Origin of the sequence: Natronosalvus caseinilyticus, assembly GCF_017357105.1 — an archaeon.
GTDB classification, from domain to species: Archaea; Halobacteriota; Halobacteria; order Halobacteriales; family Natrialbaceae; genus Natronosalvus; species Natronosalvus caseinilyticus.
The window spans coordinates 468,677-495,446 of the sequence record NZ_CP071596.1; the positions used below are offsets into that span (position 1 = coordinate 468,677).

General features: G+C 62.2%; 24 protein-coding genes and 2 tRNA genes. 16 read left to right on the top strand and 10 right to left on the bottom strand.

What is annotated here, in order from left to right:
• Nucleotides 1-219: 219 nt before the first annotated feature.
• From J1N60_RS02320 to J1N60_RS02340, 5 genes are all read left to right on the top strand, one after another.
• A tRNA-Asn gene (locus tag J1N60_RS02320) sits at nucleotides 220-292 on the top strand.
• A 129-nt stretch (nucleotides 293-421) separates the two neighbouring features.
• Entirely contained in the window at nucleotides 422-1,009 is a 588-nt protein-coding gene (locus J1N60_RS02325) for a MogA/MoaB family molybdenum cofactor biosynthesis protein (protein WP_312910370.1), read from the top strand.
• Between the two features lie 74 nt (nucleotides 1,010-1,083).
• Nucleotides 1,084-1,158 (top strand) — tRNA-Ile (locus tag J1N60_RS02330).
• A gap of 246 nt (nucleotides 1,159-1,404) precedes the next feature.
• A complete protein-coding gene (locus J1N60_RS02335; RefSeq protein WP_312910371.1) occupies nucleotides 1,405-1,659 on the top strand; it encodes a DUF7563 family protein in 255 nt (84 codons plus the stop codon).
• The gene (locus tag J1N60_RS02340; protein ID WP_312910373.1) at nucleotides 1,656-2,051 is read left to right on the top strand and encodes a hypothetical protein; all 396 of its coding nucleotides are present in this window, start codon (nucleotides 1,656-1,658) and stop codon (nucleotides 2,049-2,051) included. Before J1N60_RS02335 ends, J1N60_RS02340 begins: the two co-directional genes overlap by 4 nt.
• Nucleotides 2,052-2,205: 154 nt before the next feature.
• Here the strand turns inward: J1N60_RS02340 and J1N60_RS02345 are convergent, their stop codons facing one another.
• The 3 genes from J1N60_RS02345 to J1N60_RS02355 all read right to left on the bottom strand — a co-directional run bounded on the left by J1N60_RS02345 (nucleotide 2,206) and on the right by J1N60_RS02355 (nucleotide 4,919).
• The gene (locus J1N60_RS02345) at nucleotides 2,206-2,694 is read right to left on the bottom strand and encodes a type IV pilin domain-containing protein (RefSeq protein ID WP_312910375.1); all 489 of its coding nucleotides are present in this window, start codon (nucleotides 2,692-2,694) and stop codon (nucleotides 2,206-2,208) included.
• 2 nt (nucleotides 2,695-2,696) lie between these two features.
• Nucleotides 2,697-3,116: a type IV pilin domain-containing protein gene (locus J1N60_RS02350; protein WP_312910377.1), complete on the bottom strand. Its 420-nt coding sequence runs from the start codon at nucleotides 3,114-3,116 to the stop codon at nucleotides 2,697-2,699.
• Between the two features lie 549 nt (nucleotides 3,117-3,665).
• A complete protein-coding gene (locus J1N60_RS02355; protein ID WP_312910379.1) occupies nucleotides 3,666-4,919 on the bottom strand; it encodes a sulfatase-like hydrolase/transferase in 1,254 nt (417 codons plus the stop codon).
• A 110-nt stretch (nucleotides 4,920-5,029) separates the two neighbouring features.
• On the opposite strand from J1N60_RS02355, the gene J1N60_RS02360 reads away from it, so the two are divergent.
• Entirely contained in the window at nucleotides 5,030-5,275 is a 246-nt protein-coding gene (locus J1N60_RS02360; RefSeq protein ID WP_312910381.1) for a hypothetical protein, read from the top strand.
• Between the two features lie 140 nt (nucleotides 5,276-5,415).
• Nucleotides 5,416-5,904: a DUF411 domain-containing protein gene (locus J1N60_RS02365; RefSeq protein WP_312910383.1), complete on the top strand. Its 489-nt coding sequence runs from the start codon at nucleotides 5,416-5,418 to the stop codon at nucleotides 5,902-5,904.
• A 610-nt stretch (nucleotides 5,905-6,514) separates the two neighbouring features.
• Here the strand turns inward: J1N60_RS02365 and J1N60_RS02370 are convergent.
• Together J1N60_RS02370 and J1N60_RS02375 are read right to left on the bottom strand one after the other, a co-directional pair.
• Nucleotides 6,515-6,760 carry a hypothetical protein gene (locus tag J1N60_RS02370; RefSeq protein ID WP_312910385.1) on the bottom strand — a complete coding sequence of 82 codons (246 nt, stop codon included), beginning with the start codon at nucleotides 6,758-6,760 and terminating at the stop codon, nucleotides 6,515-6,517.
• 5 nt (nucleotides 6,761-6,765) lie between these two features.
• Nucleotides 6,766-6,897 carry a hypothetical protein gene (locus J1N60_RS02375; RefSeq protein ID WP_312910387.1) on the bottom strand — a complete coding sequence of 44 codons (132 nt, stop codon included), beginning with the start codon at nucleotides 6,895-6,897 and terminating at the stop codon, nucleotides 6,766-6,768.
• A 354-nt stretch (nucleotides 6,898-7,251) separates the two neighbouring features.
• Between J1N60_RS02375 and J1N60_RS02380 the strand changes: the two genes are divergently transcribed.
• From J1N60_RS02380 to J1N60_RS02410, 7 genes are read left to right on the top strand one after another with little or no spacing between them, the layout of a single operon-like run.
• Entirely contained in the window at nucleotides 7,252-11,037 is a 3,786-nt protein-coding gene (locus J1N60_RS02380; protein WP_312910389.1) for an ATPase, T2SS/T4P/T4SS family, read from the top strand.
• Nucleotides 11,034-13,088 (top strand): type II secretion system F family protein, encoded by a 2,055-nt coding sequence (locus J1N60_RS02385; protein ID WP_312910391.1) that lies wholly within the window; start codon nucleotides 11,034-11,036, stop codon nucleotides 13,086-13,088. The genes J1N60_RS02380 and J1N60_RS02385 overlap by 4 nt, the downstream gene beginning before the upstream one ends.
• Nucleotide 13,089: 1 nt before the next feature.
• Nucleotides 13,090-13,587, top strand: coding sequence for a DUF7287 family protein (locus tag J1N60_RS02390; RefSeq protein WP_312910393.1), 498 nt, complete (start codon nucleotides 13,090-13,092; stop codon nucleotides 13,585-13,587).
• Between the two features lie 2 nt (nucleotides 13,588-13,589).
• Nucleotides 13,590-14,228 carry a DUF7288 family protein gene (locus J1N60_RS02395; RefSeq protein WP_312910394.1) on the top strand — a complete coding sequence of 213 codons (639 nt, stop codon included), beginning with the start codon at nucleotides 13,590-13,592 and terminating at the stop codon, nucleotides 14,226-14,228.
• Complete coding sequence (locus J1N60_RS02400; protein ID WP_312910395.1) at nucleotides 14,228-15,076, top strand: DUF7261 family protein; 849 nt, start codon at nucleotides 14,228-14,230, stop codon at nucleotides 15,074-15,076. The genes J1N60_RS02395 and J1N60_RS02400 overlap by 1 nt, the downstream gene beginning before the upstream one ends.
• Nucleotides 15,073-15,549, top strand: a complete 477-nt coding sequence (locus tag J1N60_RS02405; RefSeq protein ID WP_312910396.1) for a DUF7266 family protein — start codon at nucleotides 15,073-15,075, stop codon at nucleotides 15,547-15,549. The genes J1N60_RS02400 and J1N60_RS02405 overlap by 4 nt, the downstream gene beginning before the upstream one ends.
• Nucleotides 15,549-16,295, top strand: a complete 747-nt coding sequence (locus J1N60_RS02410; RefSeq protein ID WP_312910397.1) for a DUF7289 family protein — start codon at nucleotides 15,549-15,551, stop codon at nucleotides 16,293-16,295. The genes J1N60_RS02405 and J1N60_RS02410 overlap by 1 nt, the downstream gene beginning before the upstream one ends.
• 49 nt (nucleotides 16,296-16,344) lie before the next feature.
• On the opposite strand, the gene J1N60_RS02415 is transcribed toward J1N60_RS02410, so the two are convergent.
• Nucleotides 16,345-17,610: a hypothetical protein gene (locus J1N60_RS02415; RefSeq protein WP_312910398.1), complete on the bottom strand. Its 1,266-nt coding sequence runs from the start codon at nucleotides 17,608-17,610 to the stop codon at nucleotides 16,345-16,347.
• Between the two features lie 284 nt (nucleotides 17,611-17,894).
• On the opposite strand from J1N60_RS02415, the gene J1N60_RS02420 reads away from it, so the two are divergent.
• Nucleotides 17,895-20,453: a methyl-accepting chemotaxis protein gene (locus J1N60_RS02420; protein ID WP_312910399.1), complete on the top strand. Its 2,559-nt coding sequence runs from the start codon at nucleotides 17,895-17,897 to the stop codon at nucleotides 20,451-20,453.
• Nucleotides 20,454-20,646: 193 nt separating this feature from the next.
• Complete coding sequence (locus tag J1N60_RS02425) at nucleotides 20,647-23,208, top strand: methyl-accepting chemotaxis protein (protein WP_312910400.1); 2,562 nt, start codon at nucleotides 20,647-20,649, stop codon at nucleotides 23,206-23,208.
• A 259-nt stretch (nucleotides 23,209-23,467) separates the two neighbouring features.
• Here J1N60_RS02425 and J1N60_RS02430 read toward each other — a convergent pair whose 3' ends face one another.
• From J1N60_RS02430 to J1N60_RS02445, 4 genes are read right to left on the bottom strand one after another with little or no spacing between them, the layout of a single operon-like run.
• A complete protein-coding gene (locus J1N60_RS02430) occupies nucleotides 23,468-24,316 on the bottom strand; it encodes a CheR family methyltransferase (RefSeq protein WP_312910401.1) in 849 nt (282 codons plus the stop codon).
• Nucleotides 24,313-24,828 carry a chemotaxis protein CheD gene (locus J1N60_RS02435; protein WP_312910402.1) on the bottom strand — a complete coding sequence of 172 codons (516 nt, stop codon included), beginning with the start codon at nucleotides 24,826-24,828 and terminating at the stop codon, nucleotides 24,313-24,315. The genes J1N60_RS02430 and J1N60_RS02435 overlap by 4 nt, the downstream gene beginning before the upstream one ends.
• Nucleotides 24,825-26,057: a chemotaxis protein CheC gene (locus J1N60_RS02440; RefSeq protein ID WP_312910405.1), complete on the bottom strand. Its 1,233-nt coding sequence runs from the start codon at nucleotides 26,055-26,057 to the stop codon at nucleotides 24,825-24,827. The genes J1N60_RS02435 and J1N60_RS02440 overlap by 4 nt, the downstream gene beginning before the upstream one ends.
• Entirely contained in the window at nucleotides 26,054-26,659 is a 606-nt protein-coding gene (locus J1N60_RS02445; protein WP_253430985.1) for a chemotaxis protein CheC, read from the bottom strand. The genes J1N60_RS02440 and J1N60_RS02445 overlap by 4 nt, the downstream gene beginning before the upstream one ends.
• Between the last annotated feature and the right edge of the window lie 111 nt (nucleotides 26,660-26,770).

The following is a 26,770-nucleotide window of genomic DNA, read 5'->3' on the forward strand; positions in this document are numbered from 1 at the left end:
GCCGAAAGGGTATCGAACGACGACGCGCGCTCACTGGAGCTGGAGGGTGACGACGAGGGTGAGCGCGCCTGCGACAGCGAACGCGAGGGTGAGGAGAGGACGGGGTGGAGTGCCGAACACAACGACGGAAGCAAACCCGTGTGCGACGTGAACTCGAGGCACGACCCGGCGAAAAGCGAAAGCCCTATCAAATCAACCCGACAACCAGCAGATGCCTAAGCCGAAGTAGCTCAGTTGGTAGAGCACCTCGCTGTTAACGAGGCGGTCCCAGGTTCGAGTCCTGGCTTCGGCGCCTTCTCTCGAATTCTCGCTCGAGGAGCACCCACGCCGTAATTCGAGGACGCGACAGTCGCTTCGAACGGCGAGCGTACTATCGGTCTCGAGGAGTGGCTATTAGTTTCCGCCCACCGGAGAGACGTCCATGTCGACACCCGCCGACAGACGAACGACCGACGACGACGGACACGACGTCATCGATCCACTGCACGTGGGAATCGTCACCGTCTCGTCCTCGAGAGCCGCGAGCGACGACCCCGATCCGGACGACCCCGGCGGCGACACCATCCAGGAGTGCTTCGAGGCCGAGGGTCACGAGGTCCGGGCCCGCGAACTCGTCCGCGACGACTACGCGGCGATCCGGACGGCCGTCAGGAGTCTGGTCGTCCAGCCCGGGATCGACGTCGTGCTCACGACCGGCGGCACGGGCGTCACCGCCGACGACGTCTCCCCGGACGCGGCTTCGGCGCTCTTCGAACGCGACCTGCCCGGATTCGGGGAGCTCTTCCGGTCGCTCTCGTGGGACGAGGTCGGCACGCGAGCGATGGCCTCGCGAGCGACGGCGGGGATCGCCGCGGATACCCCCGTGTTCTGCCTTCCGGGGAGTACGAACGCCTGCCGAACGGCCTGCGAGCAGTTGATCGTCCCCGAGGCGCCCCACCTCGCGGGACTGGCGACGAAACACCGCGCCGGGACGGACACGCAGATGCTCGCGGATTTCGACGGGGAATGAGACGTCACCCGAAGCTCGAGGCAACCCCGGACAACAAGCGTTAATTAGCCTGCCCGTTTTCCCCCGATTGAAAGGGGCCCTTAGCTCAGTCTGGTTAGAGCGCTCGGCTCATAACCGAGTGGTCGATGGTTCGAATCCGTCAGGGCCCATGGTGTGCTGCGAGCAGAGGCGAGCAGCACGGAATAACCCCTGCGGATTCGAAGCAGGGAGGAGCTTGCTCCGACCGAGGTTCGAATCCGTCAGGGCCTCCTCGGATAGGCCGATTCGTGGCCGATAGCGATTCAGCCGGTAGTCGTATTCTCACCAACCCGAAAAGCGAAAATTCGTTCTCGAGTTGAGCGAGTTCGAAACTGGAACCGAACTAATCACTGGTTCCGAGTCAACTCTGTCGTGCGATGTTCGTAGCCGAAACGGTGGTCCGCGTGGCAATAAGCCACTGGTCACCCGAGAGCAGTTCGACCTGTGACCACTGCGGCGGCCACGTCAGCGAGCAGTTCCGTCGAGTATACGGTGACTCGTCGAACCGCGCCCACCGATGCGGCGAGTGCGATTCGTTCCGTCGCCTGAGCCGGGGAACCGGCGCCGGTGTCGACGTCGCGATTCCCGATCCCGAGCTCGCGCCCGGTCGCCACGGAGGTGACTGTGCGTGAGCACTAGAAAGGGCCTCGAGCGCTTCGGCGTCGTCGCACCGACGATCGTCCGTGAACCGGCTCGAGACGCGCAGAAAATCCCGATCTGTGCGGAGTGCGGCCATCCGGTCGCGAACTCGAAGGGATCACAGTCCATCGAGCGACAGACGCTCGTCGACGACGTCCTCGGGCGAGACGTCGAGAATTTCGTGCGACCGGCGCCCACAACACGCGCCCAAAGAGTAAGCGAGTCGCTGCTGGGTGTTAGTGGCGGCCTCGAAGAGCTGTGCAGCTTCGGCCTGGCTGAGCCAGACTTTCATGTCGTCGCGGTTGCGATGTTGCTGGAGATCCACGTCCGGGTTGCGAATAAGGTGGACGGCAACCCGGTGGATAGTGAGTGGTCTGGTGGGTGACCGTCCGGATTTGGCCGATTCACGTCTAAGATTCAGCTGTTATTTGACAGTTGCTTTGAGTTGCATTACAGTATCAACTGTTCTCAGACAATGTCATTTGTGATTCTCTCGGTGAAGAGTAGAATAATAGAAACAGAGGAAGTAAGTAGATGGACTATGGAGAGTTGTCGACCGTAACCTCAATAGTGTACGTGTTGGATGAAACTACGTTCTCATCATCTCCAGAGACTGCTACAGCAGTTACTGCGATTTCAACTTCTTCGGAATTAGAAACATCGGTTGCGTCATCACTACCAGCCTTGATAGTGATACTATCACCAGTAGATGAGAGTGTACCACTGCTTGGTTCTGCAGTGATAGTGCCTGACGCCGAGCCGGAATCTTCGACCTCGGCTCTAATTTCGACACCATCTTCAGCGTTCCCGCTGTCGGTTAGCTGGATTCCAACATCCTCAGAAGAGGCATCCACCGATACACCAGCGTTAACGTTCGCACCCTGGCTTTGACCAAGGTCAAGAACGAACGCCGCAATAACGGCAGCAAGAATTACTGTAATTGCGACCATCAATATAACCCCTATAACCGGGGATACACCACGGCTAGTTGACTTGTCTTCAGTTGGGAGTTTGCTCTCCATTTTCATGGTTATCCCTCGTGATTGCCGACGACGTTTTCATCGTCACCAGAAACGGCGACAGCAGTTGCATCAAATGATTCGTCGAACGTTGCTCTGTCTCCGGTACTCGACAATTCACATTCTTGGTCGCTACCTGAAGCAGTCCAGCTTCCACCGGAACAAGTGTTAACGTCGTCGGCACTTGCGCCTTTAACGGTCACTACCACTTTGTCAGAGTTCCCTTTATCAGTCAGCTGAATCTCTCCGTCAGAAATCGAAACACCTGCATTGGCGGTTCCACTTTGGCCTTGACCAAGATCGAGCACAAACGCTGCAATCACTGCAGCCAGAATAACGGTAATTGCGACCATCAGGATAACCCCAATAACCGGCGATACCGCCCGGCTGGACGATTCGTTGTCGGTTTGAATTTTGCTTTCCATTTGCATGTCGAATCACAGCACCGTGTGAACGATGGGAAGATTTATTGACAGGGGAATAATTCCCACAATCGACGGACGGGTTAGGGGGTATACACCGCGTCAACCACTCCGTCAGCTTCTCATCGTTTCGTCGGATGCTGATAGTGGAACCTCAACCATCCCTAATAAACACATCGGCCAGTTCTGAATAAATGACTCTCAACCTCGATTAATCGTTTTCAAAACTGATAATCAGCGACCCATAGAACCCTTTCAGCACCCCCTTGAAGTACCACCGTCTGGCGATTTCAAACTAACAGTCCCAGAACTGAAATCTACACGATTCCGTACTGCTGTCACTCACACAATGATCGAGCCGGTGTTCGTCACCCTCGAAACCCTCGCGCGCACCTTCGACGGCAGTAGCTACGCCGGCGCCTGAGACGCTGTCGAGCATCACCTCGAGGACGTCGTCGCCTGGATACAGCGTTTGTATCCCGTATTTCTGCTACTAACTAGCGATCGCCCCTCGAGCCGTCGCTAGATTCCCCGGAACCGCCTGATGAGTCGGTCCGTTCAGACTTTGCTGCCGATCGGCAGCTCGTCGACGCCGCGGACGATTCGCTCGCGCTCTCGTTTGGCTTCCTCCCAGTCGTCGACCAGTTGGCGACCGATTGCGCGCAGTTCGTCGTTGTCCAGTTGTTCGTCTTCGTCGCCCGGTAGTGCGTGGAGGAGTTCCTCGCCGTCGTGTCGTCTGCCGAACTTCCAGTTCTTCCCGCGGATGCAGGTCGTCGGGTTTCTGTTCCGCGTGACCACCCACGGCTCCGTTAGCGCTTCGTAGTCCCCACCCGCCGCCAGCGTCGAGACGAGTTCCGGGAGGCGTCGCAAGGAGAACGGCTCCGTCACGGTGTCGTTCGGCCCGTTGCCGACGACCAGCGGAACGTGAGCCAGTTCCTCGTGGGGATACCCGCCGTGGCCGTATCGTCCGTGTTCGCCGAACAGTTCGCCGTGGTCTGCGTGAACGACGAGCAACGGGTCGTCGTCCATCTCCTCGAGGTCGTCCAAGAGCCGCGAGAGGAACGCGTCGGTGTGTCGCACGGTGTCTTCGTACGCGTCCAGAAGCGCCGCGCGGAACCGCTCGTCGAACCAGTCCGGCCGCCCGGCGTACATCCACATGTTCGCCAGGTACGTCATCGGTCGCGACCGCGAGCGATACTCGTCGCCTGGAATGTACGGGAGGTGGGGGTCTACCAGAAACGCCCACGCGAAGTACGGGTCGTCGGCGCCCTCGAGCCACGTGGCGATTTCGTCGTAGTAGTTCTCCCACGACATGAACATGTCCTGGCCCTGCCACCAGTTGAGCGCCTGGACGAGCGCGTAGCGAACGGTGTTGTCCGGCCGCCCGCCCTCGATGAGTCCCTTCGAGAGGTCCTCGTCCATGAAGTCCTCGAAGTAGTCGAACCCGGCATCGAACCCGAAGTGGCGCGAGGTCCACGGGTTCGCAGTGAATCCCGCGGTCTCGTAGCCGGCCGCCGACATCCGTTCGGCGAGCGTTCGCTGTGATCGGAGATGCGCCCGGATGTGCTCTCGCATCTGAGATTTGGTGATCTCGGTGCTCCCCGGTCGCTCGACCGCGTGTTCGCCGGTCATGAACGTCGTCGCCGATTCGTGAGTTGCAGGTCCCGTCGCGATCGCGTTCTCGAACGCGAGACCGTCGTCCGCGAGGCGCTTCAACGTCGGCATCGCGTCCGACAGGTCGTCTGCATAGCTACAGTAGTCGAGTCGAAGACTGTCGATCGTGACGAGTATGACGTTCCGTTGATCTCCCATTACTGTCGCTACGGTCTATGGTCTCCCCAATCAACGTTTGGTATTCTACGAAGGCGCTATGATGGCTTATACACCCGATAATAATACGCTTCGCGGTCTAACTCACGCTAATGAGTTCGGACCACGCTGCGCTAGAACGTGACGAACGCGAATCAATTGCACTTCCACCGGAACTCGTCTCGAGGATCGAAGCTCGCCTCCCCAGAAGCGACTTCGACTCAGCCGACGAGTACGTCGCGTTCGTCATGCAGGAAGTACTCACTGCCGTCGAAGCCGAAACCGAGACGGACGACTACGAGGGGGCGGCCCAGGACGAAGTCGAAGCGCGTCTCGAGTCGCTGGGTTACCTCGAGTAACGTTCCGGTCGCCGCCCTTATCGGGAACTCGATTCGCCCACTCGTTTGCGGGCGACGAAACCATCGACGAACAGGCAATCCCCGTTCGTCTGGAATTGCCGACACAGAGATGGCTCTCGAGAGAGACTCTCGAAGTACGAATGAGAGAGACGTCGAGACGTGCGGCTTTGCTGGCCGGTGGGAGTGCACTCGCCGTTGCGCTGACAGGATGCCTGAGCGATGGAACTGACGGGTGGGAGACGGACGAGGCGATTCCGGTGACCGCCGCGACGATGTACAAGGGACCGAATTGCAATTGCTGTGACGGCTACGCGGAGTATCTCGACGACTCACTCACGACTGACCTGGAGACGGTCGTTCCCGACGACCTCGAGGCCGTCAAGGCTGACCGCGGAATCGAACCCGACCTTCGAAGCTGTCACACCCTCGAGTTGGACGGCTACCTCGTCGAAGGTCACGTTCCAGCCGAAACCATCGCCGCGCTGTTCGAAGACGAACCCGACATCGCTGGAATCGCATTACCGGGAATGCCGCCCGGGTCGCCGGGAATGGGCGGGAAGAAAGACGAGACGTGGTCGGTTTACGAAATCCGGGTCGGAGGGGACTCGGCAGTATATACCGAGCGGTGAGGGGCCAGCAGTCCAGTCCCTCGAACGAGCGGCTGCAAAACGGCGAAATCGACGGAGACGTATGTGACGCGGGAGTCCACGTTTCGACGGTGTCCGGACTACACCAACGCGAAGACGACGCTCGAGCAGCGACCGGGTCGGTTCTAGCGTCCAGGGTACGAACCTGGAGCGACCAGACGATAGCAGAGCCCTCGAGCGGGATTCGTCACTCCATTATCTCGAAGTCGCGACTGCCACAGGGACACGCGTCCGTCCCGATTGGGCGAATCCGTCCGCCCTCACAGACGATTGCCGCGTGGGAGGATCCACACTCGACGCAGATCGCGACCACCCTGTTCGAGTCCTCATCCCTTCGAGCCATAGCCTATCATACACTGGCGCGCATATTCAAACCCATTTATCAGGAATTCGAAAATCATCGGGAGAGAACGGCAGCCTCGTCGGATGCCGGGTCCCGGAGCCTGCAGGGTCGAAGGTCGCCTCAAGGAAGTCACACGTACCGATCGCTGCTTCGCGTCGAGTGCGTCGGACGTGCGTTCGATCACCCGACCAGAACGAGTCCGATCAGTCAGCCCGTGACGCGTATCACTCGTGTACGAGAATCGTTCGACTACCTGCTCTTCGACCGACTTGACCAGTAGAGCGGGATCAAGAGGACGAGAAACACCGACCCCATCGCCGCGATCGAAATCCAGATGACGCCGATGATCTGCTCGTCGAGGTAGCCCGCGATCTCGAGCAACCAGAGGAGGCTGTAGACGGTGGTCACGATCACGATGGTGATATAGACGCGGAGGAAGAGCCCAGCGGCGTGGTAGAGGGCCGTTTTCGAGGGGATGAGGGAAGTGTGCTGCATGGGTGTTAGAAGATGGCTCCGAACTCGGCGGCGAGGATGATCGTCCCGACGAGCGCGATCCCGACGGCGATCGTCGAGAGGACGAGTATCCACCACGCGAGCGGACTGAGTTCGTCGCGCAGACGAGGAAGTGCCATAGTGCCTGTTCTGGTGAGAGAGGGCCGCATCCAATAATAAAATAAGCGGTTTGTTCAGCCGATGAACGTGTTCGGTGATCAGAACTCGTGACACTGGGCGAACGGGACCGTAGGCCCCACTCCCTGACGAATCGTCGACTGTCGGTCGCAAGTGATAGTATTTTAACGTTAACCACAAGACAAAAATAAACGGGGTCGAAACGGGCGGTAGATACAGTGGAGGTGCTGACATGCGCGTGAGACCGAGACAATCGACGGGGCGAGAGACAGTGACACGGACGGCATCGCTCGAGATTATCAGAAGTGGTAATTTCTGGATGAAACTTTTGATGGATGAGAGATTGGAGGACGTCAATGGCTACTGAGGACGTCGACCAGACCGATCCGGGTGCGGTCACTGAGGGTGGTGACTCGGGATCGGCGTCGGGGTCGAATACACAGACGACACACGAACCGACTCGAGGCGCCGACGTTCGGGTCGGAGCGTACACGTGGGCCGATTTCATGACGGAGTACGGATACGAGGACGAAATCTCGATTCTCTATCCCCACGGGGTGAACGGCCCCGACGATCAGCTCGGGCTCGAGACCGACGGCTCGACAGAGTCGACCGCGCCCTACGGTGCCGACTGGGAGCGCGTCGAGTTCGAGCCGGAGCCGCACCTGGGCTACGACCCGGACGAACTGCCGGACCTGATCGGTGAGGTGTTTCAGCCGAACGGGGACCGTCTCCAGGATATCTTTCTCACCTACGTCGACCCCGAAACCACCCCGGTTCTGAAGGATTTCTACACCTGGGAACACTACAAGTGGGAGTACTACTACGACGAGGACGGCAGCCGCCCCCGCGACGGGTCTGGCGAAATCGAGTCGTTCGACGAGGAAGAGGCACTCGGGTTCGACCCGGACGACATCCGCCGGAAGCTCCACCAGGGCGGGCAGGCCGCGATGGAACTCGACGACGTCGTCGAGGAGCGGACGGTCAACGTCAGCGAGGACCTCGACGAGGACAAGTTCTTCTCGACGGAGATCGGCGACACGACGGTCGTCAACCGGTACGACCTCGAGAAGGCGGTTCCGTTCGCCAAGAAGCGCCACTACCGCGAGGTCGAACGCTACTGGGTCAACAAACCCTACGCGTTCGTCATCATCTTCCACTCAGAGAAGGAAAACGAGAAGAAGTACTACGCCGTCGAGCCCCACCTGAATCCGATCGAAGAGGAGCTACGGGACTTCCTCGGCGGGAAGTTGCGAACGGCGATCAAGTACTCCGACGACGGGATCAAACACACCGCCGACCTGGACGGCCGCCGCGAGGTCATCGAGGAGGAAACCCGTCGGCTGCTGAAACGCTACGACCTGTTCGAGAAGTCGAGCGGGAAGACCACGAAGGGCATCATCGAATCCCTGCGAACGCTGCTCGAGGACGAGGACGAGACCCCGACAACGGCCGACCTCTACCTCGAGGGCACGGCGGCCAGGCCGGAGCCGGCGATCCTCGAGGACGACCCGGACACGCTGACCGAGTATCAGGTCGAGAAGCTGCTCTACCTCCTGAAGCGAAACTTCCTCGGCTACGAGCGGATCGACCCGATCAAACACGACATCAACGTCGAGGACATCTCCTGTGACGGCTACAACTCGCCGGTGTTCGTCTACCACTCGGGGTACGAGCAGGTCATCTCGAACATCTACCACGGCGAGAGCGAACTCGACGACTTCGTCGTCAAACTCGCCCAGCGCTCGGGCAAGGGGATCAGCAAGCGACTGCCACAGGTCGACACCACCCTCCCCGACGGCTCGCGCGCCCAGTTGACCCTCGGCAAGGAGGTCTCCGACCACGGGACCAACTACACGATCCGACAGTTCAAGGACGTCCCGTTCACCCCGGTCGACCTGATCAACTGGAACACCTTCAGCCTCGACGAGATGGCCTACCTCTGGCTCGCCATCGAGAACCACAAGAGCCTGATCTTCGCCGGTGGGACGGCGTCCGGGAAGACGACCAGCCTGAACGCGGTCTCGCTGTTCATTCCCAGCAACACGAAGATCGTCTCCATCGAGGACACCCGCGAGGTCGAACTCCCGCAGCGAAACTGGATCGCCTCCGTCACCCGCCCGTCGTTCGCCGACGACGACCAGGGCGACGTCGACGAGTTCGACCTGCTACGCGCCGCACTGCGTCAACGTCCCGACTACCTCGTGATGGGTGAGATTCGAGGCGAGGAAGGGCGAACCCTGTTCCAGGTCATGTCGACGGGGCACACGACGTACACGACCTTCCACGCCGACTCCGTCGACGAGGTGCTCAAGCGGTTCACGACGGACCCGATTAACGTCTCGAAGACGATGTTCACGGCGCTGGACCTGGTCTCGATTCAGACCCAGACCCGGGTGCAGGGCAAGAAGGTCCGCCGAAACAAATCGCTCACCGAGATCAACCACTACGAGGCCGAACACGACGAGATCAACGTTCAGGACGTCTACCAGTGGCAGGCCGAGACCGACGAGTACCTCAAGATGGGGGACTCGAACACGTTAGAGGAGATCAAGTTCGACCGCGGCTGGAACGACGAGAAGCTCCGGACCGAACTGTTCAAGCGCCAGGTCATCCTCGCGTACCTGATCAAGAACGGCCTCAACACGTACTCGGAGGTCGCCGCGACCGTCCAGGCGTTCATCAACGACCAGGAGACCATCCTGACGCTGATCGCCAACGGCCAGCTCGAGAACAGCCTCGAAGACCTCCAGGAGATGGAGAGCGTCCTGATCGACGTCGACCCCGAGAAGGAGGAACTGGTCCCGCGGCCGGACTCGACCACCGAGACGTACAACCTCTCGACGGACATCCTCGAGCGGGCCGAGGAGTCGCTCTTCGAGGAGTACCGGGGACAGGTTCCGAGCGGCCTCGCGAGCGCGCTCGGCGACGTCGAGCAGGCAGACCCGATCGAGGTCGACCGGGCCGACGTCGACGAGTTCGACTTCGGTGGCGAGGTCGACGAGGACGTCCCGGACGACGAGTGGGACCTCGGCGACGGCTCGACCGAGTTCGCCTTCGACTCGAGCGATGGCCCCGCGTGGCTCGACGACGACGAGGACTTCGCCACCGGCGACGCGAGCGATCAGAGTCAGACGGCGACGGCGGACGCGTCGTCGACACCCGCCGATTCGACGAGCGGGACGCCGACGGCTTCGGCGTCCGCGCCAGAACTCGAGGCCGGGCCGGCGGAGGCATCGACGACTGCGCCGGCGGAATCGACGTCCAGTCGATCCACCGACGAGGTCCAGCCAGCGACCAGGTCCGACGCGGCGGGGAGCCAGGCGAGTCAGTCGGCGTCCGGTCCCGGCCCAGAAGACGAAAGCGAGGAAGTAACGGCTCAGCAGGCAGACACAGGGACGGCTTCGAGCGCTGATCACGGTACGGCAGGGACGTCGAGCACCACAGCCGACACGTCCGCCAAATCCGATGCGTCAGCCGCGACCGATACGTCCACCACAGCTAACACATCCACCACGACCGATACGTCAGCTACAGCCGATACGTCCGCCACGAGCAGCACTTCGACCACGACTACCCAGGAAACGACCGAGGAGGGAGACGGCACCCTCGAGGGACTGTTCTCCGACATGGGGTCGACACTCGAGCGCCTCGAGGAAGGGCCGAGCACGGAGACACGGACGGAAACGCACTCCAAGCCGGGCCCCGACACGTCGGGATTCGACGCGATGTTCCCGGACCGGGATCTGGACTCGATCTTCGGGTCCGGCCCGACGACCGGCGACGACAGCCCGAGCGACGACGCTGACACCGATACTGACGGCTCGAGCGACGACACCCCGGCGGAAGCCCCCCAGGGGTCGATCTTCGATGAGGACGACGGGTCGATCTTCGACGACGAGAATCAGACCACCGACGCTGGCGCGGATGACGGTCCCGCTGACTCGAGCGGCGAGACAGATCCCGCCGACTCGACCGATGGAAGCGGGTCGATCTTCGATGACGACGGTGGCGATTCGATATTCTCGGACGATGACGACGACGCCAACGATGGGAGCGACGGGAGCATGTCGAGCTCAATCTTCTCCGAGGACGCAGACGACGAGGCGGCTGACGACGACGCGGAGGCAGACGACGCATGAGCCTCCAGTCGAGCGACGGACCGGGCGGCATCGCGAGCAGTTCCGACCTTCTCGGCGAGACGTTCTACCCGCTCTACGACTGGCTGTTCAGCGAGGACAGCCAGTTCGTCTCCGACCTCGAGACGAAACTCGCCCAGGCACGGATGACCGACACCGTCGAGATGTACCTCTCGCGGTCGCTCGGCATCGGGTTCATCGCCGGTCTCGTGCTCTGGCTCATGGGACTGATGCTGGGGTACGGCCTGTTCGCCACCGGGGTGATCCAGGTCGATACGATCATCGGATTCCCCGTCAGCAGCGAAACAATCCTCGCGATCATCGACACGCTGCGGATTCCGACACTGATCGTCACGACGGGCCTGTTCTTCGGAAGCCTCGGGTTCGCCTTCGGCTTCGGTTCGCTCGTCGCGATTCCGTACTCGCGAGCGTCGACACGCAAACGCGAGATCAACATGCTCCTGACGGACGCCGTCTCCTACATGTACGCCCTCTCGGTCGGCGGACTGAACCAGCTCGAGATCCTCGAAGCGATGGCCGAGGCCGACGACACCTACGGCGAGGTCTCGAAGGAGTTCCAGAGCATCGTCCAGGAGACCGAGTACTTCGACGTAGACTACCGGACGGCCATCCGAAAGCAGGCGATCGAGACTCCGAGCGACGACCTCTCGCAGTTCCTGACCGACATGCTCTCGATCGTCAACAGCGGCGGCGACATGGAGAGCTTCCTCGAGGACAAGAAGGAAAAACACATGCGAACCGCCAAGCAGGAGCAGGAACTCACCCTCGAGACGCTCGAGCTGTTCGGCGAGATGTACATGACGCTCTCGCTGTTTCCGCTCCTGTTGATCATCATTCTGGTGATCATGCAGATGGTGCCGGACGCGGACGTCGATCCCAACCTGCTGTACATGTCCGTCTACGGACTGATCCCGCTCACGGGAGCGGGCTTCATCGTCCTCGTCTCGACGGTCAAACACGACGAACCCGGCGACGGGTACCTCGGGACCTCGAGCGGGGACAGCCGGATCAAGCACGAGCAGGACAGCGGCCTCCTCAACCTGGGTCTCGTCGAGCAGTACACCGGCGCCCACCGCGTCTTCGACCGGATCAAGAACCGTGAGGGCACCCACGAGACCGTCAAGGTTCTGCAGGCACCGCACCTCTTCTTCCGGGACAACCCGCTGTACACGCTCGCACTGACTGTGCCGGCCGCCCTCGTCGTCGTGACGACGGCGATGGTCAACGGGAGTGCACCGACCTCGTGGGACGGGATGAAAGCACGGCCCGTCTGGGGTACGTTCATCTACCTCTACGCGCCGCTTTACATCACGATGGTCCCGCTCTCGGTCTTCCGGGAGTGGAACGTCATCTCCCGGAACGCCGTCGTCAAGACGCTCTCGGAAGACTTGCGAAAACTCGCGAGCGCGAACGACACCGGCCTCACGCTCCTCGAGTCGCTCAAGTCCGTCTCCGAAACGACCTCGGGGCGGCTGGCTCGCGAACTCGAGTTGATGCACACCAAGGTCAACTACGGGATGAGCCTCTCGGAGGCGCTCGTCGAGTTCAACAACAAGTACCACATTCCGCGACTGGCCCGGACAGTCAAGCTCATCACGAAGTCCCAGGAGGCGTCGAACCAGATTTCGGCGGTGTTGCGGACGGCCGCCCGTTCGAGCGAGAACCACGACGACATCGAACGGGAGCGAAAATCCCGGACGCGGATGCAGGTCGTCATCATCATCATGACGTTCATGACGTTGCTCGCGGTGATCGCCATCCTCCAGACCCAGTTCATCGGGACGATGGCGGGGCTCGAGACCGGCGGCAGCGACGTCGACGCCGGGGCGAACAGCCAGCTCGCGGACGCCAACTTCAGCGAGAACGTCGACATCGATCAGCTGTCGCTGCTGTTCTTCCACGCGGTGACCTTACAAGCCGTCCTCTCGGGGTTCATCAGCGGCTACATCCGCGATGCCGACCTGCTGAGCGGGTTGAAGTACGTGATCATCCTCTCGACGATTGCCCTGGTCGCCTGGGCGCTGGTGACCTGAGATGACGCGTCGACGCCCCCGTACCGTCTCGGTTTCGATCTCACGCGACTCGAGAGGCCAGACCACCCAGGACTTCGCGGTCGGGATCGGGGTGTTCCTGCTCGCGGTCGCGTTCGTGTTCTCGTTCGTCCCGTCGCTGATCACGCCGTTTTCGGCGTCGACGGCGCCGGAGTCGGCTCAGGCCGACCGGATCGCCGGCGAGATTGTCACAGAGTACTCGAGTGGAGAGCCGAACGACCTCGATCTGGCGGCGCTCGAGGACGATGATCCCGACGAGTTGGAGAAACTGGGACTGCGAGACACCGGGTCGGTTCGGATCGACCGGATCAACGTGACGGTCGTGAACGCCACTCGAGATCCCCAGTTTGGCGTTGGAGACGAGTACCGGGGCCAGTCTGCCGGCAGCGCGACGCGAATCGTGACGGTTTCGAATACGTCGGCGATGCCCGGCGGCGTCGACTGCGACCCCGCCTGTCGACTCGTCGTGAGGGTGTGGTAATCATGAGACGGAATACACCGAATTCGAGAACGACCGATCGTGGCCAGGCGTACACGCTCGAAGGGTTCATCGCGGCGTTCATCCTGTTGATCGCCGTCCTCTTCGCAGTGCAGTCGGTGGTCATCACCCCGTCTTCGGGCGGTGCGGTCGACCGGACGGCACAGGCCCAGCAACAACAACAGGTCCAGGACGCGCTGATCGTCGCCCAGCGGGAGAACGACCTCTCGCAAACCGTTCGGTACGTCGACCTGGACTCGAGCGACGAGTTCGAGGAGTTCCACAACCACTCGAGCAGCGTCCAGGGGGTTTACTCGACAGCGGCGTTCGAGAACGTATCGACGCTGGGTGCGATTTTGAATCAACACCTCGACGCCGGACAGAGTTACAACGTGGAGTTACACTACGAAAACGAGTCCGGAGAGGCAGCGTCGCCGATCAAACTCGTCAACCAGGGACCGCCCTCGAGTACGGCTGTGACGGCGAGTTATACGGTCGTCTTGCACGACGATCAGAATCTGACCTCGCCCGATCACGACGATCGAACCCTCGGGAAAATCCAGGGTACGGAGGGATACATCCCCGATATCGACGACGATAGCGGCCTCTACAACGTCGTAGAGGTACGGGTGGTCGTATGGTGATGGCTCAGGAGACGAGAGACCGCGAACGCGGTCAACTCGTCCTCATCTCCGCGGTTACCATCGCGTTCATCCTCCTCGGCGTCGTCGTCGTGTTCAACGGCGTCCTCTACACGCAGACGCTCTCCTCGAGCGCGTCGGGGCAGACCGTCTCGGACGCCGAACGGACGGCGGCGGAGGTGACCCAGGGTGTGCTGACGGTCGCCGAACAGCGAGACCAGGTGGCCGTCAACTCGAGTAACAGCGGCCCGCTCCTCGACGACGTCGAGGCGTTCCTGGACCAGTATCAGAACCGGACGGCGACAAATCGACCGGCGATCATCTCGAGTAATACGTCGACAGTAGATGGAACGTACGCGACCGCGAATCTCTCTGCCGAGCGAAACGTGTCGGGCGCCGATATCTACGGGGTAGCGGTTACGCTGGAGAGCGGGGATCTCAACGGCAGTGACCTCACCGTCGAACTGGACCGGAGCGCGGACGTCACGATATCGGAGGATGGCGGTGGCATGCTCAAGATCCAGCGAAACGGAACTAGCTGTGCAATAGAAACCGGCGGAGAACCGACGACGATCGACTTCGTCACGGGAACGATCCACGGCGCCGAACGGACGACGTGTTCGGCGAGCAAGCTCCCGGTAACGACGGACGCCGATCTTGCCGTTACGCCCAGTCCGGGCGCGGACGGCATTCAGCTCGAGGTGTTCATGGACGGGTCGGCGTCCGACGACTGGGAAACCGATGAAGACGCCGTCGTCGCAATCAAAATTGGTCTCGAGTACACCACGAACGACCTCACGCAGTCTCGAACGCTCGAGGTGCCGCTACCGCTGGGGGTGTCCGATTCGTGATTGGGCCCGAATCGAACGACCGCGGCGTCTCCATCGCTATCACCCACGTCCTCACCCTCGGCATCACGACCGTCCTAGTCGCCGGACTCCTCATCTCCGCCGGGACACTTCTCGAGTCCCAGACCGATCGTAGCGCCCAGCAATCGCTCGAGACCATCGGGGAACGGCTCTCGGGCGAGATATCGGCTGTCGATCGAATGGCGGCCGGGAACGGGACGACCAACCTGACCGTGGACCATCCGTCGATGGTCGCCTCGAATCGGTATACGGTGACGTTACTGGATAACGAAACCTGTGCGGATCAGCCGTTGCTCACGAACGCGACGAATTGTATGCGACTGAGCGCTCAGAGCGCGGACATAGACGTCTACGTGCCAGTGACCGCCCCCGTCAACGATGGGAGTTCGGTTTCGGGCGGCACCATCCGGATCGTCCACGACGGCGACAAAGTCACACTCGAGCGTGATCGCTAATGTTCGACCGCACCACAACTCACGACCGCGAGGATCGCGCCGTCTCCGAGGTCCTGGCGTTCATCCTCGTGTTTACCATCATCATCGGCTCGGTGACGATGGTGTCGGTCTTCGGGATGCAGTCGCTGACGAGCTACCAGGAGGGTGAGCAACTTCGAAACGCCGAGCGGGCGATGGACGCCCTAAGCGACAACTTCAACGACGTGGTCCGGTACGACGGCGTGACGGCTCGAGCGGGGGAACTCAACCTTCGCGGTGGGTCGGTGTCGACGGCGCATCAGGGGACAGAGCTGACTATCGAGATCAAACGCAGTGGATCTCCAGACGCGGAGTATGACGTGACGACCGGCGGCCTCGTCTACGAAGCCGGCAGCGGCACCGACACCATCGCCTACGAGGGCGGCGCCATCTTCCGTGGCGACCACACCGGAAACGTCGCCCTCGAGGAGCCCATGCTCCGCTGTCGGGACGATACCGCTGTCGTCTCATTGCTCGTCATCGAGGCCGAACCGCGGACCCTCCAGAGCAGCGAGATCAACCAACTTCGGCTCACGGAGAACACGTCGAAGACGACCCGACGGACCTACACCGGCGTCGACGAGGTGACGGTTGACGTCGTCGAATCCGATTACGAGATGGCCTGGGAGCGAACGCTCGAGGAGCGTGGGTTCGGCGAAGATGACTGCAGTCTCGGCGGCGACGGCCGCGTCACGATTCACGTCGTCTACGCCGACCTCGAGTACTGAACGTTACATCAAACTGAGTACTGATCATCACGCCCACCTCGAGTACTGCTCACTTCCAGTCGCCCGTCAACATCACCCGATACCCCGCTCGAGCGCCCAGCGCCTCGACTCGAGCGGCGTGGTCGGTCGGAGAACCCGCGGTATTGAGGTGGTAGCCGTTCGAGAGTTCCCGGCTCCGTGAGAGGCGCGATGCACCATCCCGGTCGACGAGAACCGGGAGGTCCAGGGTGCCGCCGGCCTCGTGGGCCTCGGGTTCCGATTCGGGCCACGGAACGCGGACGCCCGAGAGCCCCCGCTCGAGGAGGAACTCGGCGGCGTGGACGAGCGCTCCCGTCGACGAACCGTGACCGATAGCGCCGATCGAGCCGTGGTCGGCGAAGAACCGGGCGACGTACTCGCCGCCCGATCGTGTCGTCGGTCCGTTTCGGTCGGTGGATGGGGTGGTGTTGCTGGGAGTGTCATCGCCAGCGTCGCCGTCACCGGAGTCGTCAGCGTCGGGTCGTTCGTCGGGAGGACCGTCCAGCGACCGCTCGCGGTACTGGACGCGGTCTCGAGTCGGTTTCTCGAGGGGGTCGCTCTCGCTTCCGCTCTGGTCCTCGACCTCGATCTGGCTCCCGCTCTCGTCCTCGCCAACCTCGCTCTCGAACGTCGGGGTCCCGCCGTCGGCGTTCCCGGACGTGGACGGAGACGCGGACGCGGCGTCGGTCCCCGAGAACGAACCGACCAGATGATCGAGGAGTCGGCCGACGGCAGCCTCGAGTTCGTCGGTGTAGGCCGACCCGGTGACCGCCTCGAGGTCGTCGACGAGCGTCTCTCGCACCGCGGCTCGCTCGACGGCCAGCCGACGAGCGACGGTCGCTCTGGAGTGGCGCCCAAGCCGCCGCTCGAGCGCCCGTCGCTGGTAGTGCTCGAGCAGCGGCTCGAGCGTCTCCAGGCGACGGAGATCGCAGCGGTGGGTGTCAATCGAGCCCGTTCCGGCGAGCAACACCGCCTCGCGGCCGTCGGTGTAAATCGCTCGATCGATTCCGGTTTCGGTGAGGCACGTCCCGAGTGCCGAGAGGCGATCGCTCGAGGGGAACGCGCTCGCCGGATCGACGGCCACGAACAGCGCGGGGGTCGTCTCGATCGAACAGACGTACTCGAGTGTAGTTCCCGCCACCGGGACGTTTCGCCGGCAGTCTTGGACGGTGTTCCAGCCGAGGGCGCTCAACAGCATGTCGACGATCGGCGTGGTTTCGGCCAGCGTCTCCGGCGGCGCGGCTTCACACAGGAGCCGCGTCCGGGTAACGAACGTCTCGAGGGGATGGGGAGACATGTGCGCTCAGTGGCGGATACTCGGGTAGGTATCCCGGGCCGATAACTTAAACGACACTGTTCGGCAGAGACCTGTTCTCAGTCGTGATAATCACGGGAGAGGATTTATTGTGAGTGATACCTGTCTATGACCGTATGTTAGGACCGGTCCGGAAAGTCATCCCCAAATTCATCAGACAGCGATACGCACTCAAGTTCGCTATCGTGCTTCTCGTCATCGGTCTGTCTGTGGGGGCTATGGGGTATCTAGGGACGAATCAAATCGCGAGTGAAGTACAATCGCAGGTGCAGAACGATTCCGCAGAGTTGGCACAGCAGGAGGCCCGGAACGTCGACAAGTGGAATCAACTGAACATACAGGAACACCAGTCACTGGAGTCCTCGGTGGGAACGGGCGAACAGGTACGGCTGGTCGCCGCCCGGAATTCCATCTCCGGCGGCCATAGCGTCCACTACGTCAACCTCAACGAGAACGTGACGAACAGTACGGTGGAGGAACTTCACGGGAAGGCGCCGGCAGAGATCGCCCGAGACCACAGTTCCGAGGACGGGGTAATCGCCTGGGCAGCAGAGTTAGGCAAAATCGAACCCGAGTACGAGAGCAATCGTGATACGCTGCAATCAGGCGGTACGGTCTTCGGAGAGCCAGTGTCGAACTTCGATACCAGAACGGCGATCGTACCACACGTCGCCGCCGACGGGACGCCGGTGTTGAGCTACGTCTCGAGCGTCGACGGGAAAAACGAGTTCCTGGTAGTGTCGCTCGAGATCGGCGCGTACACCGACGAGATGATCCACAACGAAAACGAGGGTCGAATCTCGTTCATCGTCATGGAGACCGGCGGCGGCGACGCCCAGGTCGTCATGGACCCGAGTGAAAACGTCTACCTCGAGGAGTACTCGACGAAGGATTCGACGGAGGACTTTAACCTCAGTGCAGTCGGCCTCGAGGGTCAGCACTTCTCGATCGAGAAACCGAACGACGCACTCGCGTCCGCCGTTGGCGGCAATTACGGAAACGAACCGTACATCGGCGCGGCGGCTCGCGTCACCGAGGATAGTCCGTTCCTCGTCGTCATCCACACGCCCGAGTCCGAGGCCTTCGGCTTCGTACAGGACGTTCAGCAGTACGGCATCTACGCCTCCATCGGCGGCATCCTGTTCGTGATGCTCATCGGCGGCGTCATCGGGCGCAACACCTCGCGCTCGATCGACCGACTCACGACGAAAGCCGAGCGGATGGAAGAAGGCGACCTCGACGTCGAGTTCGAAACCCAGCGTGTCGACAGCATCGGTCGACTCTACGCCGGGTTCGCTACTATGCGCGACTCGCTGAAGAACCAGATCCAGAACGCCCAGAACGCCCGCGAAGAGGCCGAACAGGCCCGCGCGGAGACCGAAGCGATCAACCGCCACCTCGAGGCGAAAGCCGACGAGTACCGCGCGGTCATGCAAGAGACTGCCGAGGGCGACCTCACCGCCCGGATGGACGCCGACACCGACAACGAGGCGATGCAAGAGATTGCACTGGAGTTCAACGCGATGGTCGCCGAACTCGAGGAGACCACCGCCGGCGTCAAGGCCTTCGCGACCGACGTCGCAACGGCGAGCGAACAGGTCACCGCCTCGAGCGAGGAGGTTCGCTCCGCCAGCGAACAGGTCACCGAATCCGTCCAGGAGATTTCCGACGGTGCCGAGCGCCAGAACCAGAGCCTCCAGTCGGTCAACCACGAGATGAACGGCCTCTCGACGACGATCGAGCAGATCGCAGCCTCCTCGAACCAGGTGGCCGACATCGCCGAGCGCACAGCCCAGACGGGCAAGCGCGGACGCGACGCCGCCGAGGACGCCATCGAGGGCATGGCCGAGATCGAATCCGAGTCCCAGTCCGCAGTCGAGGAGATCGAACGGCTCGAGGCGGAGATGGAACAGATCGACGAACTCATCGAGTTCATCACCGAGGTCGCCGAGCAGACCAACATGCTGGCGCTGAACGCCAACATCGAGGCCGCTCGCTCGGGCGACTCCGGCGAAGGGTTCTCCGTGGTCGCCGGCGAGGTCAAGGAACTGGCCGAGGAGACGAAGACCGCGGCCGAAGACATCGAGGAGCGGCTCGAGGCAATCCAGCACCAGACCGAGCAGACGGCGACCGAGGTGCAGTTGACCAGTGACCGGGTGGCCGAACACACCGACTCGGTGCAGCGGGCGGCCACTGCACTGGACGAGATTGCCGACTACGCCGGCGAGACCAACGTGGGCGTCCAGGAGATTTCGGCGGCGAGTGAAGAACAGGCGGCGTCGACCCAGGAGGTCGTCTCGATGGTCGACGAGGCCGCGACGATTTCCGAGGAGACTACCGCCGAGAGCGAGAACGTCGCCGCTGCGGCCGAAGAGCAGACCACGGCCCTGACCGAGGTCTCCCGCAGCGCGAGCGACCTCGCGAACCAGGCGGCACAGCTCTCGGAGGCGCTCGACCGGTTCGACACCAACGCCCAGCCGGCGCTCGAATCTGGGGACGTTGACGACCTCGAGAGCGAGGGAATCGCGTTCGACGACGCGACCCCGTCGGTGACGGAGGCGCCAACTACCGACCAGTCTGAGCAACAGACCGAAGAATCGAACCCCGTCGAGATCGGGACCGGAAGCGAGACCGGAATGGGCGAAGATGGAGCGAGCGACGACGGCGAGTCCAATGACATCGATGCCGTCGATACCGTCGACACAGCAGGCGCAAACGAGTCGACGCTGGCTCTCGAGTCGGAAGTCGAAGCCGACGACGGCGACGACGAATCCGACGACAGCGACGACAGTGACGACATGTTCACGTTCGGCAACAGCTCCTGAGCGGCTCGATCAGCGGATCCGTATCGAATTCGGCGTTTTTCTGTGTCGTTCTCCCGTGTTTCGCCAGTTCGAGTAGTAACACCGTTCTCGAGCCTGGCATTCGTCCGATTCTTTCGACGTCTCGAATTCGACCCATATTCGTGATGAACTTTCACAGCAAACATTTATTACGGATAGCTGATCTATAGGTCGTATGGTGAGTATCGTCCGCAGACTGGTTCCACGAGTGATACGACGAAGCTACGCGCTGAAGTTCGCCATCGTGTTGCTCGTTCTGGGGTGTGCCGTCGGGGCAATCGGACTGGTCGCGACCGAGGAAGTACAGACGGAGGTGCAATCGATCGTGCACGAGGACCACGGGACGCTCGCGGTTCAGCAGGCACAGGGCATCAGAAACTGGAATGCGAACAACGAAGAGACCGTCGAGGCGATGGCTCGCTCGAGTGCGATCGAGAGTGGAGACGCCGAAACCATCCAGACGTATCTCGACGACGAAATCGCCGGTCGGTACAATTCGGGCGCCGGCCGGACGTACCCACACATCCACTACATCGACGCCGACTCCGGCGACATCGTCGCCAGCACGAAGACGGACCAGGATCTGAACCCCGTCTCGGAACTCGAGGGCGAGTGGTTCGACGACCTCGAGTCGATCAGCGGAACGGTGACGACCGGCGCCTACCAGAGTGGGACGTTCGGCGGGAACGAAGAGCGGGTCGCGTACGTGACCGACGCCGGCGACCTCCAGGACGGCTACCTGCTGGCGTACACCGTCCCGCTCTCGTTTTACGAACAACAGATGCGAGACGGCGACTCCGGCGTCGTGATGCTCGTCGACGGCCAGGATCGCGTCATCGCCTCGAGTCCGACCGGAGCGAAGTGGGCGAACTACGACGAATCCACTCGGCCACTCGAGACAGCGCGCTCGCTGTCGGCTGGACAGGGCGAGGGGATGCTCGTCGAGGACGGCGCCCAGGGCGTCCTGACCAGCCGATCCAGTTACAGCATCGGTGCCGGCGAGGAGTACGTCGTCGGCGCCGCGCCGGTTCCGGGGACCGACTGGGTCGCCCTCGTCCACACGCCGTCGAACAGCGCGTACGGCTTCGTACAGAACATCCAGCAGTACGGGATCTACGCGACCCTCGGCATCGTCCTGCTGGTCGTCCTGGTTGGCACGGCCCTGGGGTTCAACACCTCGCGCTCGATCGACCGGCTCACGACGAAAGCCGAGCGGATGGAGGAAGGCGACCTCGACGTCGAACTCGAGTCGCCCCGGATCGACAGTATCGGTCGGCTCTACGCCGGATTCGATAGCATGCGCAACTCGCTGAAGAACCAGATCCAGAACGCCCAGAACGCCCGCGAAGAGGCCGAACAGGCCCGCGCGGAGACCGAAGCGATCAACCGCCACCTCGAGGCGAAAGCCGACGAGTACCGCGCGGTCATGCAAGAGACCGCCGAGGGCGACCTCACCGCCCGGATGAACGCCGAAACCGAGAACGAGGCGATGGAGGACATCGCCCTCGAGTTCAACGCGATGGTCGCCAAACTCGAGGAGACCACCGCCGGCGTCAAGGCCTTCGCGACCGACGTCGCGACCGCCAGCGAACAGGTCACCGCCTCGAGCGAGGAAGTTCGTTCAGCTTCCGAGCAGGTGACCGGGTCGATCCAGGAAATCGCCGACGGCGCCGAGCGCCAGAACCAGAGCCTCCAGTCGGTCAACCACGAGATGAACGGCCTCTCGACGACCACCGAGGAAATCGCGGCCTCCTCGAACCAGGTGGCCGACATCGCCGAGCGAACGGCCCAGACGGGCAAGCGTGGGCGCGACGCCGCCCAAGACGCCATAGAGGGGATGGATGCCATCGAGACCGAATCCGAGGCCGCAGTGGCCGACATCGAGGCGCTCGAGGCGGAGATGGAACAGATCGACGAACTCATCGAGTTCATCTCCGAGGTGGCGAAGGAGACGAACATGCTGGCGCTGAACGCCAACATCGAGGCGTCGCGTTCGAACGCGGGGGAGGACGGCTTCTCGGTCGTCGCCGGCGAGGTCAAGAACCTGGCCGAGGAGACCAAAGACGCCGCCGAGGACATCGAGGAGCGACTCGAGGCGATCCAGGCCCGGACGGCCGACACCGCGGAGTCGGTGACGAACACGAGCGAGCGCGTCGAGGCGAACCGCGACGCCATCGAGGACGCCGTCGCCGCGCTGGACGAGATTGCCGACCACGCCGAGGAGACCAACGTGGGCGTCCAGGAGATCAGCGCAGCGACCGAGGAGCAGGCGGCGTCGACCCAGGAGGTCGTCTCGATGGTCGACGAGGCCGCGACGATTTCCGAGGAGACCACCGCCGAGAGCGAGAACGTCGCCGCCGCTGCCGAGGAACAGACCACGGCCCTGACCGAAGTCTCCCGAAGCGCGAGTAATCTGTCCGATCAGGCCACACGGCTCTCGGAGGCGCTCGACCGGTTCGATACTGATATCGGACCGAGGCAGGTTGTCGACGCCGAGACGGCGGTCCCCGTCGCGGGAACAAACGACCCGACACCGCTTCCCGAGACCGGATCGGATCCATCGCTCGAGGACGAAACGACGCCCGAATCGGTCGACGATACGTCCGAGTCCCTCGAAGACCAGCGAGTCGACGCCGACGAAACTGGCGACGTCGAACGAGCGGACGACACTGCGTCGGGCGATGACCAGGGCGATGACGACCCATCGGATGTCTTCACCTTTGGCGGGGAGAACTAGCGGAACGTCACGTTCGAAGCTCCGCTCGAGTATCGTGGCGATACAGTCGAGCACCGCGATGATGTGACCGGACCCATTAGTATAATTATTGTATTATTGAAGAAACGGGAAATAGCAGCCCCGTAGCCGTGTGACTGGGTGCGATTCCAGAACGAACTCCATATCTGTCTCCCCCGTCATCGACGACGTCGAGAGGTTTGTCGAGACGAACACGTCAGTCCGGACGTTGCTTCGGTAGTCAGCTCGACACCGGAAGAGGTCAGTTGGACGACTCGGAGTTCATCGAAACCCCTACCGAGCCCTCACGCTGGTAGATCCGAAGTCTGCCGTCGGTAATCGCGAACGCGGACTTGAGCGTCGGCGGAATCGTCTCGGCCTTGCCGATAACGAGGTAGCCGTCGGCTCGAAGTGATCGGGCGATCGTCTCGAGCATCGACTGCTTGTACGCGTTGTCGATGTAGATGAACAGGTTCCGGCAGATCACGAGGTCGAAGCCAGACTTCGCCTCGCCGTTGATGAGGTCGTGTCGCTCGAACGTGATCGGTCGGGCGATGGACTCGCGCACCCGGTAGGTTTCGTTCGCCGGGTCGTGGTCGACGTATTGCTCGTAGGCGTCCAGGAACTCGAGCTGGTCGCCGAGGTCGACCGTCCTGGATTCGGTGTACGTCCGTTCGCGCGCGGTTTCGAGGGCCGGTTCGCTAATGTCGGTCGCGAGAATGTGGATCGATGATTCGTCGATCTGGACGTCGTCGTGGGCGAGCATCGACAGCGAGTACGGTTCGCGACCGTCGGCACACGCGGCACTCCAGACGTGGACGCTCTCGTGGCGCTCGGTCAGCGTCCGGAGCACGTCGCGAATCCCCTCCCAGACGTCGGGGTTACGAAAGAAGCCCGTGACGTTGATGCTCAGCGAGTCGAGCAGCGCCCGCTGTTCGTCCGCCTCCGACTGCAGCAATTCGAAGTACTCCTCGTAGCTGTCACAGCCGGTTCGGCGCATCCGCGAGGAAACCCGCCGGTCGAGGTAACTCGTGTTGTAGTGGCTCGTCGCGAACGCCAGCTCCGCCTCGACGTACTCGAGGAGGCGTTCGAACGCCGGGTCGGTGCTCACAACTCGGTCACTCCGTGCTCACCGTTGGCCGTCCGAACGATAAGGGTACCGGTGCCGGGGGTGAATTCAACCGTCCGGCCGTGTTTTCCGCCGACGTCCTCGGCAATCAGCGGGACGCCGAGTTTCTCGAGTTCGGTCTTCGCGGCGTCGACGTTTCGCTGGCCGACGCCGTCGCCGAAGCTCTCGAACTGAAACATGTCGCTCCCGCCGGCGATCTTGGCTTCGACGGAGGTGTAGCTGGCGCCGCGTTCGACCATCCGCCGCAGGAGGGCCCGGATCGCCGTATCGGCGTACTTTCCGGGCTTGACGTCGCTGTTGTCGGCGGCGTCGCCGTCCGGGAGCATGACGTGTGCGAGGCCGCCGATATCGGAGTCCGGGTCGTACAGCGCGACGGCGAGACACGAACCCAGCCCGTAGGACTTCAGCGTATCCTCGCCCTCGCTGACGACGAGTTCCGAGATTCCGACCTGCACCGGTTCGGGGACCCCCGGTTCGGTTCCGTACGTCTTCATTCTACGTCTCCGAATTCGGCCGTCGTCGGCGTCTCCTCGATGCGGTCGACGTCGAGGTCGTTCAGCGCGCGTTCGAGGTCCCGCTCGTCGGGGATGGCGTAGATGTCACAGTCGAACTCGCGCCCGTCGGCCATCACCTGCGTGTCGAAAACGAACGCGAACTCCTGGTTCTCGCCCAGCTGGATGATGACGGGGTCGACGGCGGCGGTGCCGATGTCGTGGATGAATTCCGGCGGCGAGTGATCGATCGTCGTGTCGAGGACGTTCGCCCAGCCGTCGAGGAAGCCACTGGCCATGATGTTCCCGAGTTCCGTGATGGCGCTTCGCTCCATCTCGCCGAATCCATCCCCATCGTCGGTTTCCATCGGCACCATCGCGTCGACGATTTCGTGTGCGGATTCCTCGTCGAACAGGAACAGGAGGTACCCACTCGGCGTGCCGTCGAACTCGAAGGCGACCCCGACGAGGCGTTCGTTCGGGACGGACGCGGGAATAGCCTCGAGCGAGACGAAGTTCAGGCGTCGAATCTCGACGCTCGTCTCGATGCCGGTGAGCGTCGTCGCCGTCTTCGCCACCTCCTCGGCGCCCTGCTCGGCCATCCGGTCGAAGCCGTCGAGTTTGTCGTACTCGATCCCGTCGCTGGTGCGCAGTCGCTCGAGCAGGCTCGCCATGGAGTCGCGCGCGGGGAACAGGTAGTGGCTGAAGCTGAGTTCGGTGCCGACGGCGTTGATGTGACTCTGGAAGAGCAGGGCCATGTCCCCCTCGCCAGGCGCTTCGTCGATGTCGCCGAAGAAGGGCTCGGCGGTCGTTCCCTCGATGAACTGCGGCGTCGAGACGTCGATCACGGTCTCGAGAACGTCGGCCCAGCCGTCGATGAACCCGCTGTTCATCACCTGGCCGACCTCGGTGGCGGCGCTCATGCTCATCTCGTCGAACTCCTCGACGTCGGCCTCGGCGATCAGCATCTCGACGATGCGGAGCGCGCTGTTGCGGTCGAAGACGACGACCGAGTGGCCGTCGAGACCGCCGCTGAGTTCGACGCGGATCCCGACCTTCTCGGTGCCGTCCTCGAAGTCGTGTCGAATCTCCTCGCCGCGCATGAAGTTGAGCTTCGTGACCCCGACCTGCGTCTCGACGCCGGTCATCTTCGTCAGCCGACCGGCCGCCAGCCCGGCGCCCTCGCGGGCCATCCGGTAGAACGTGCCGAGGGCGTTGACGTCGAGTTTCATGCGGGGTGCACGTCGATGCCGTTGACCATCTCGACGAACTCCTCGAGCTCCGGGAAGGCGTAGATTTCCGCTTCGATCTGATAGCTCGGCACCGAGAGGTCGGAGTCGAAGAAGAGCGCGAGGTCGTCGCCACCGAGCCCGGCCGTTCGAACGACGATGTCGCCGGCCGGCGCGTAGACGAGCTGTGGTGCGGCGATGTCGATCGCGCGCCCGAGCACGTCGGCCCAGCCGTCGATGAACCCGCTGGCCATCATGTTGCCCATCTCCTCGACGGCACTTCGGGCCATCTTCCCGGAGACGTTCGACATGTCGTCGACGACGTCCCGAAGCATGATCGCGGTGATCTTCTTCGCGCTCGCCTCGGGAAAGAGGATGAGGATGTGTCCGTGGGGCGGGTCGAGCAACCGGACTCGAACGCCGACGCGCTTGCCCGGCTCGAGCTGGCTCTGAATGTCGTCGACGTCGATGAAGTTCGTCTTCGTGACCTCCATCTGGGCGTCTTCGCCAGTTAGTTTGCTCATGTTGTCGGCGACGCCGTTCGTCCCGACTTTCGCCATTTCGTTGATAAAGCTCAGCTTCCGAATGTCGACCATCATCGTCATAGATTAGGTACCTCCGTGTGCGTTGTCGAGTTCGTTCGTCGTGTCCGTAGCCGGTGTCTCCGTCGAGTGGGGGCTGGCGTTCGACCGTCCGTCGCTCTCGATGTAGGTGTG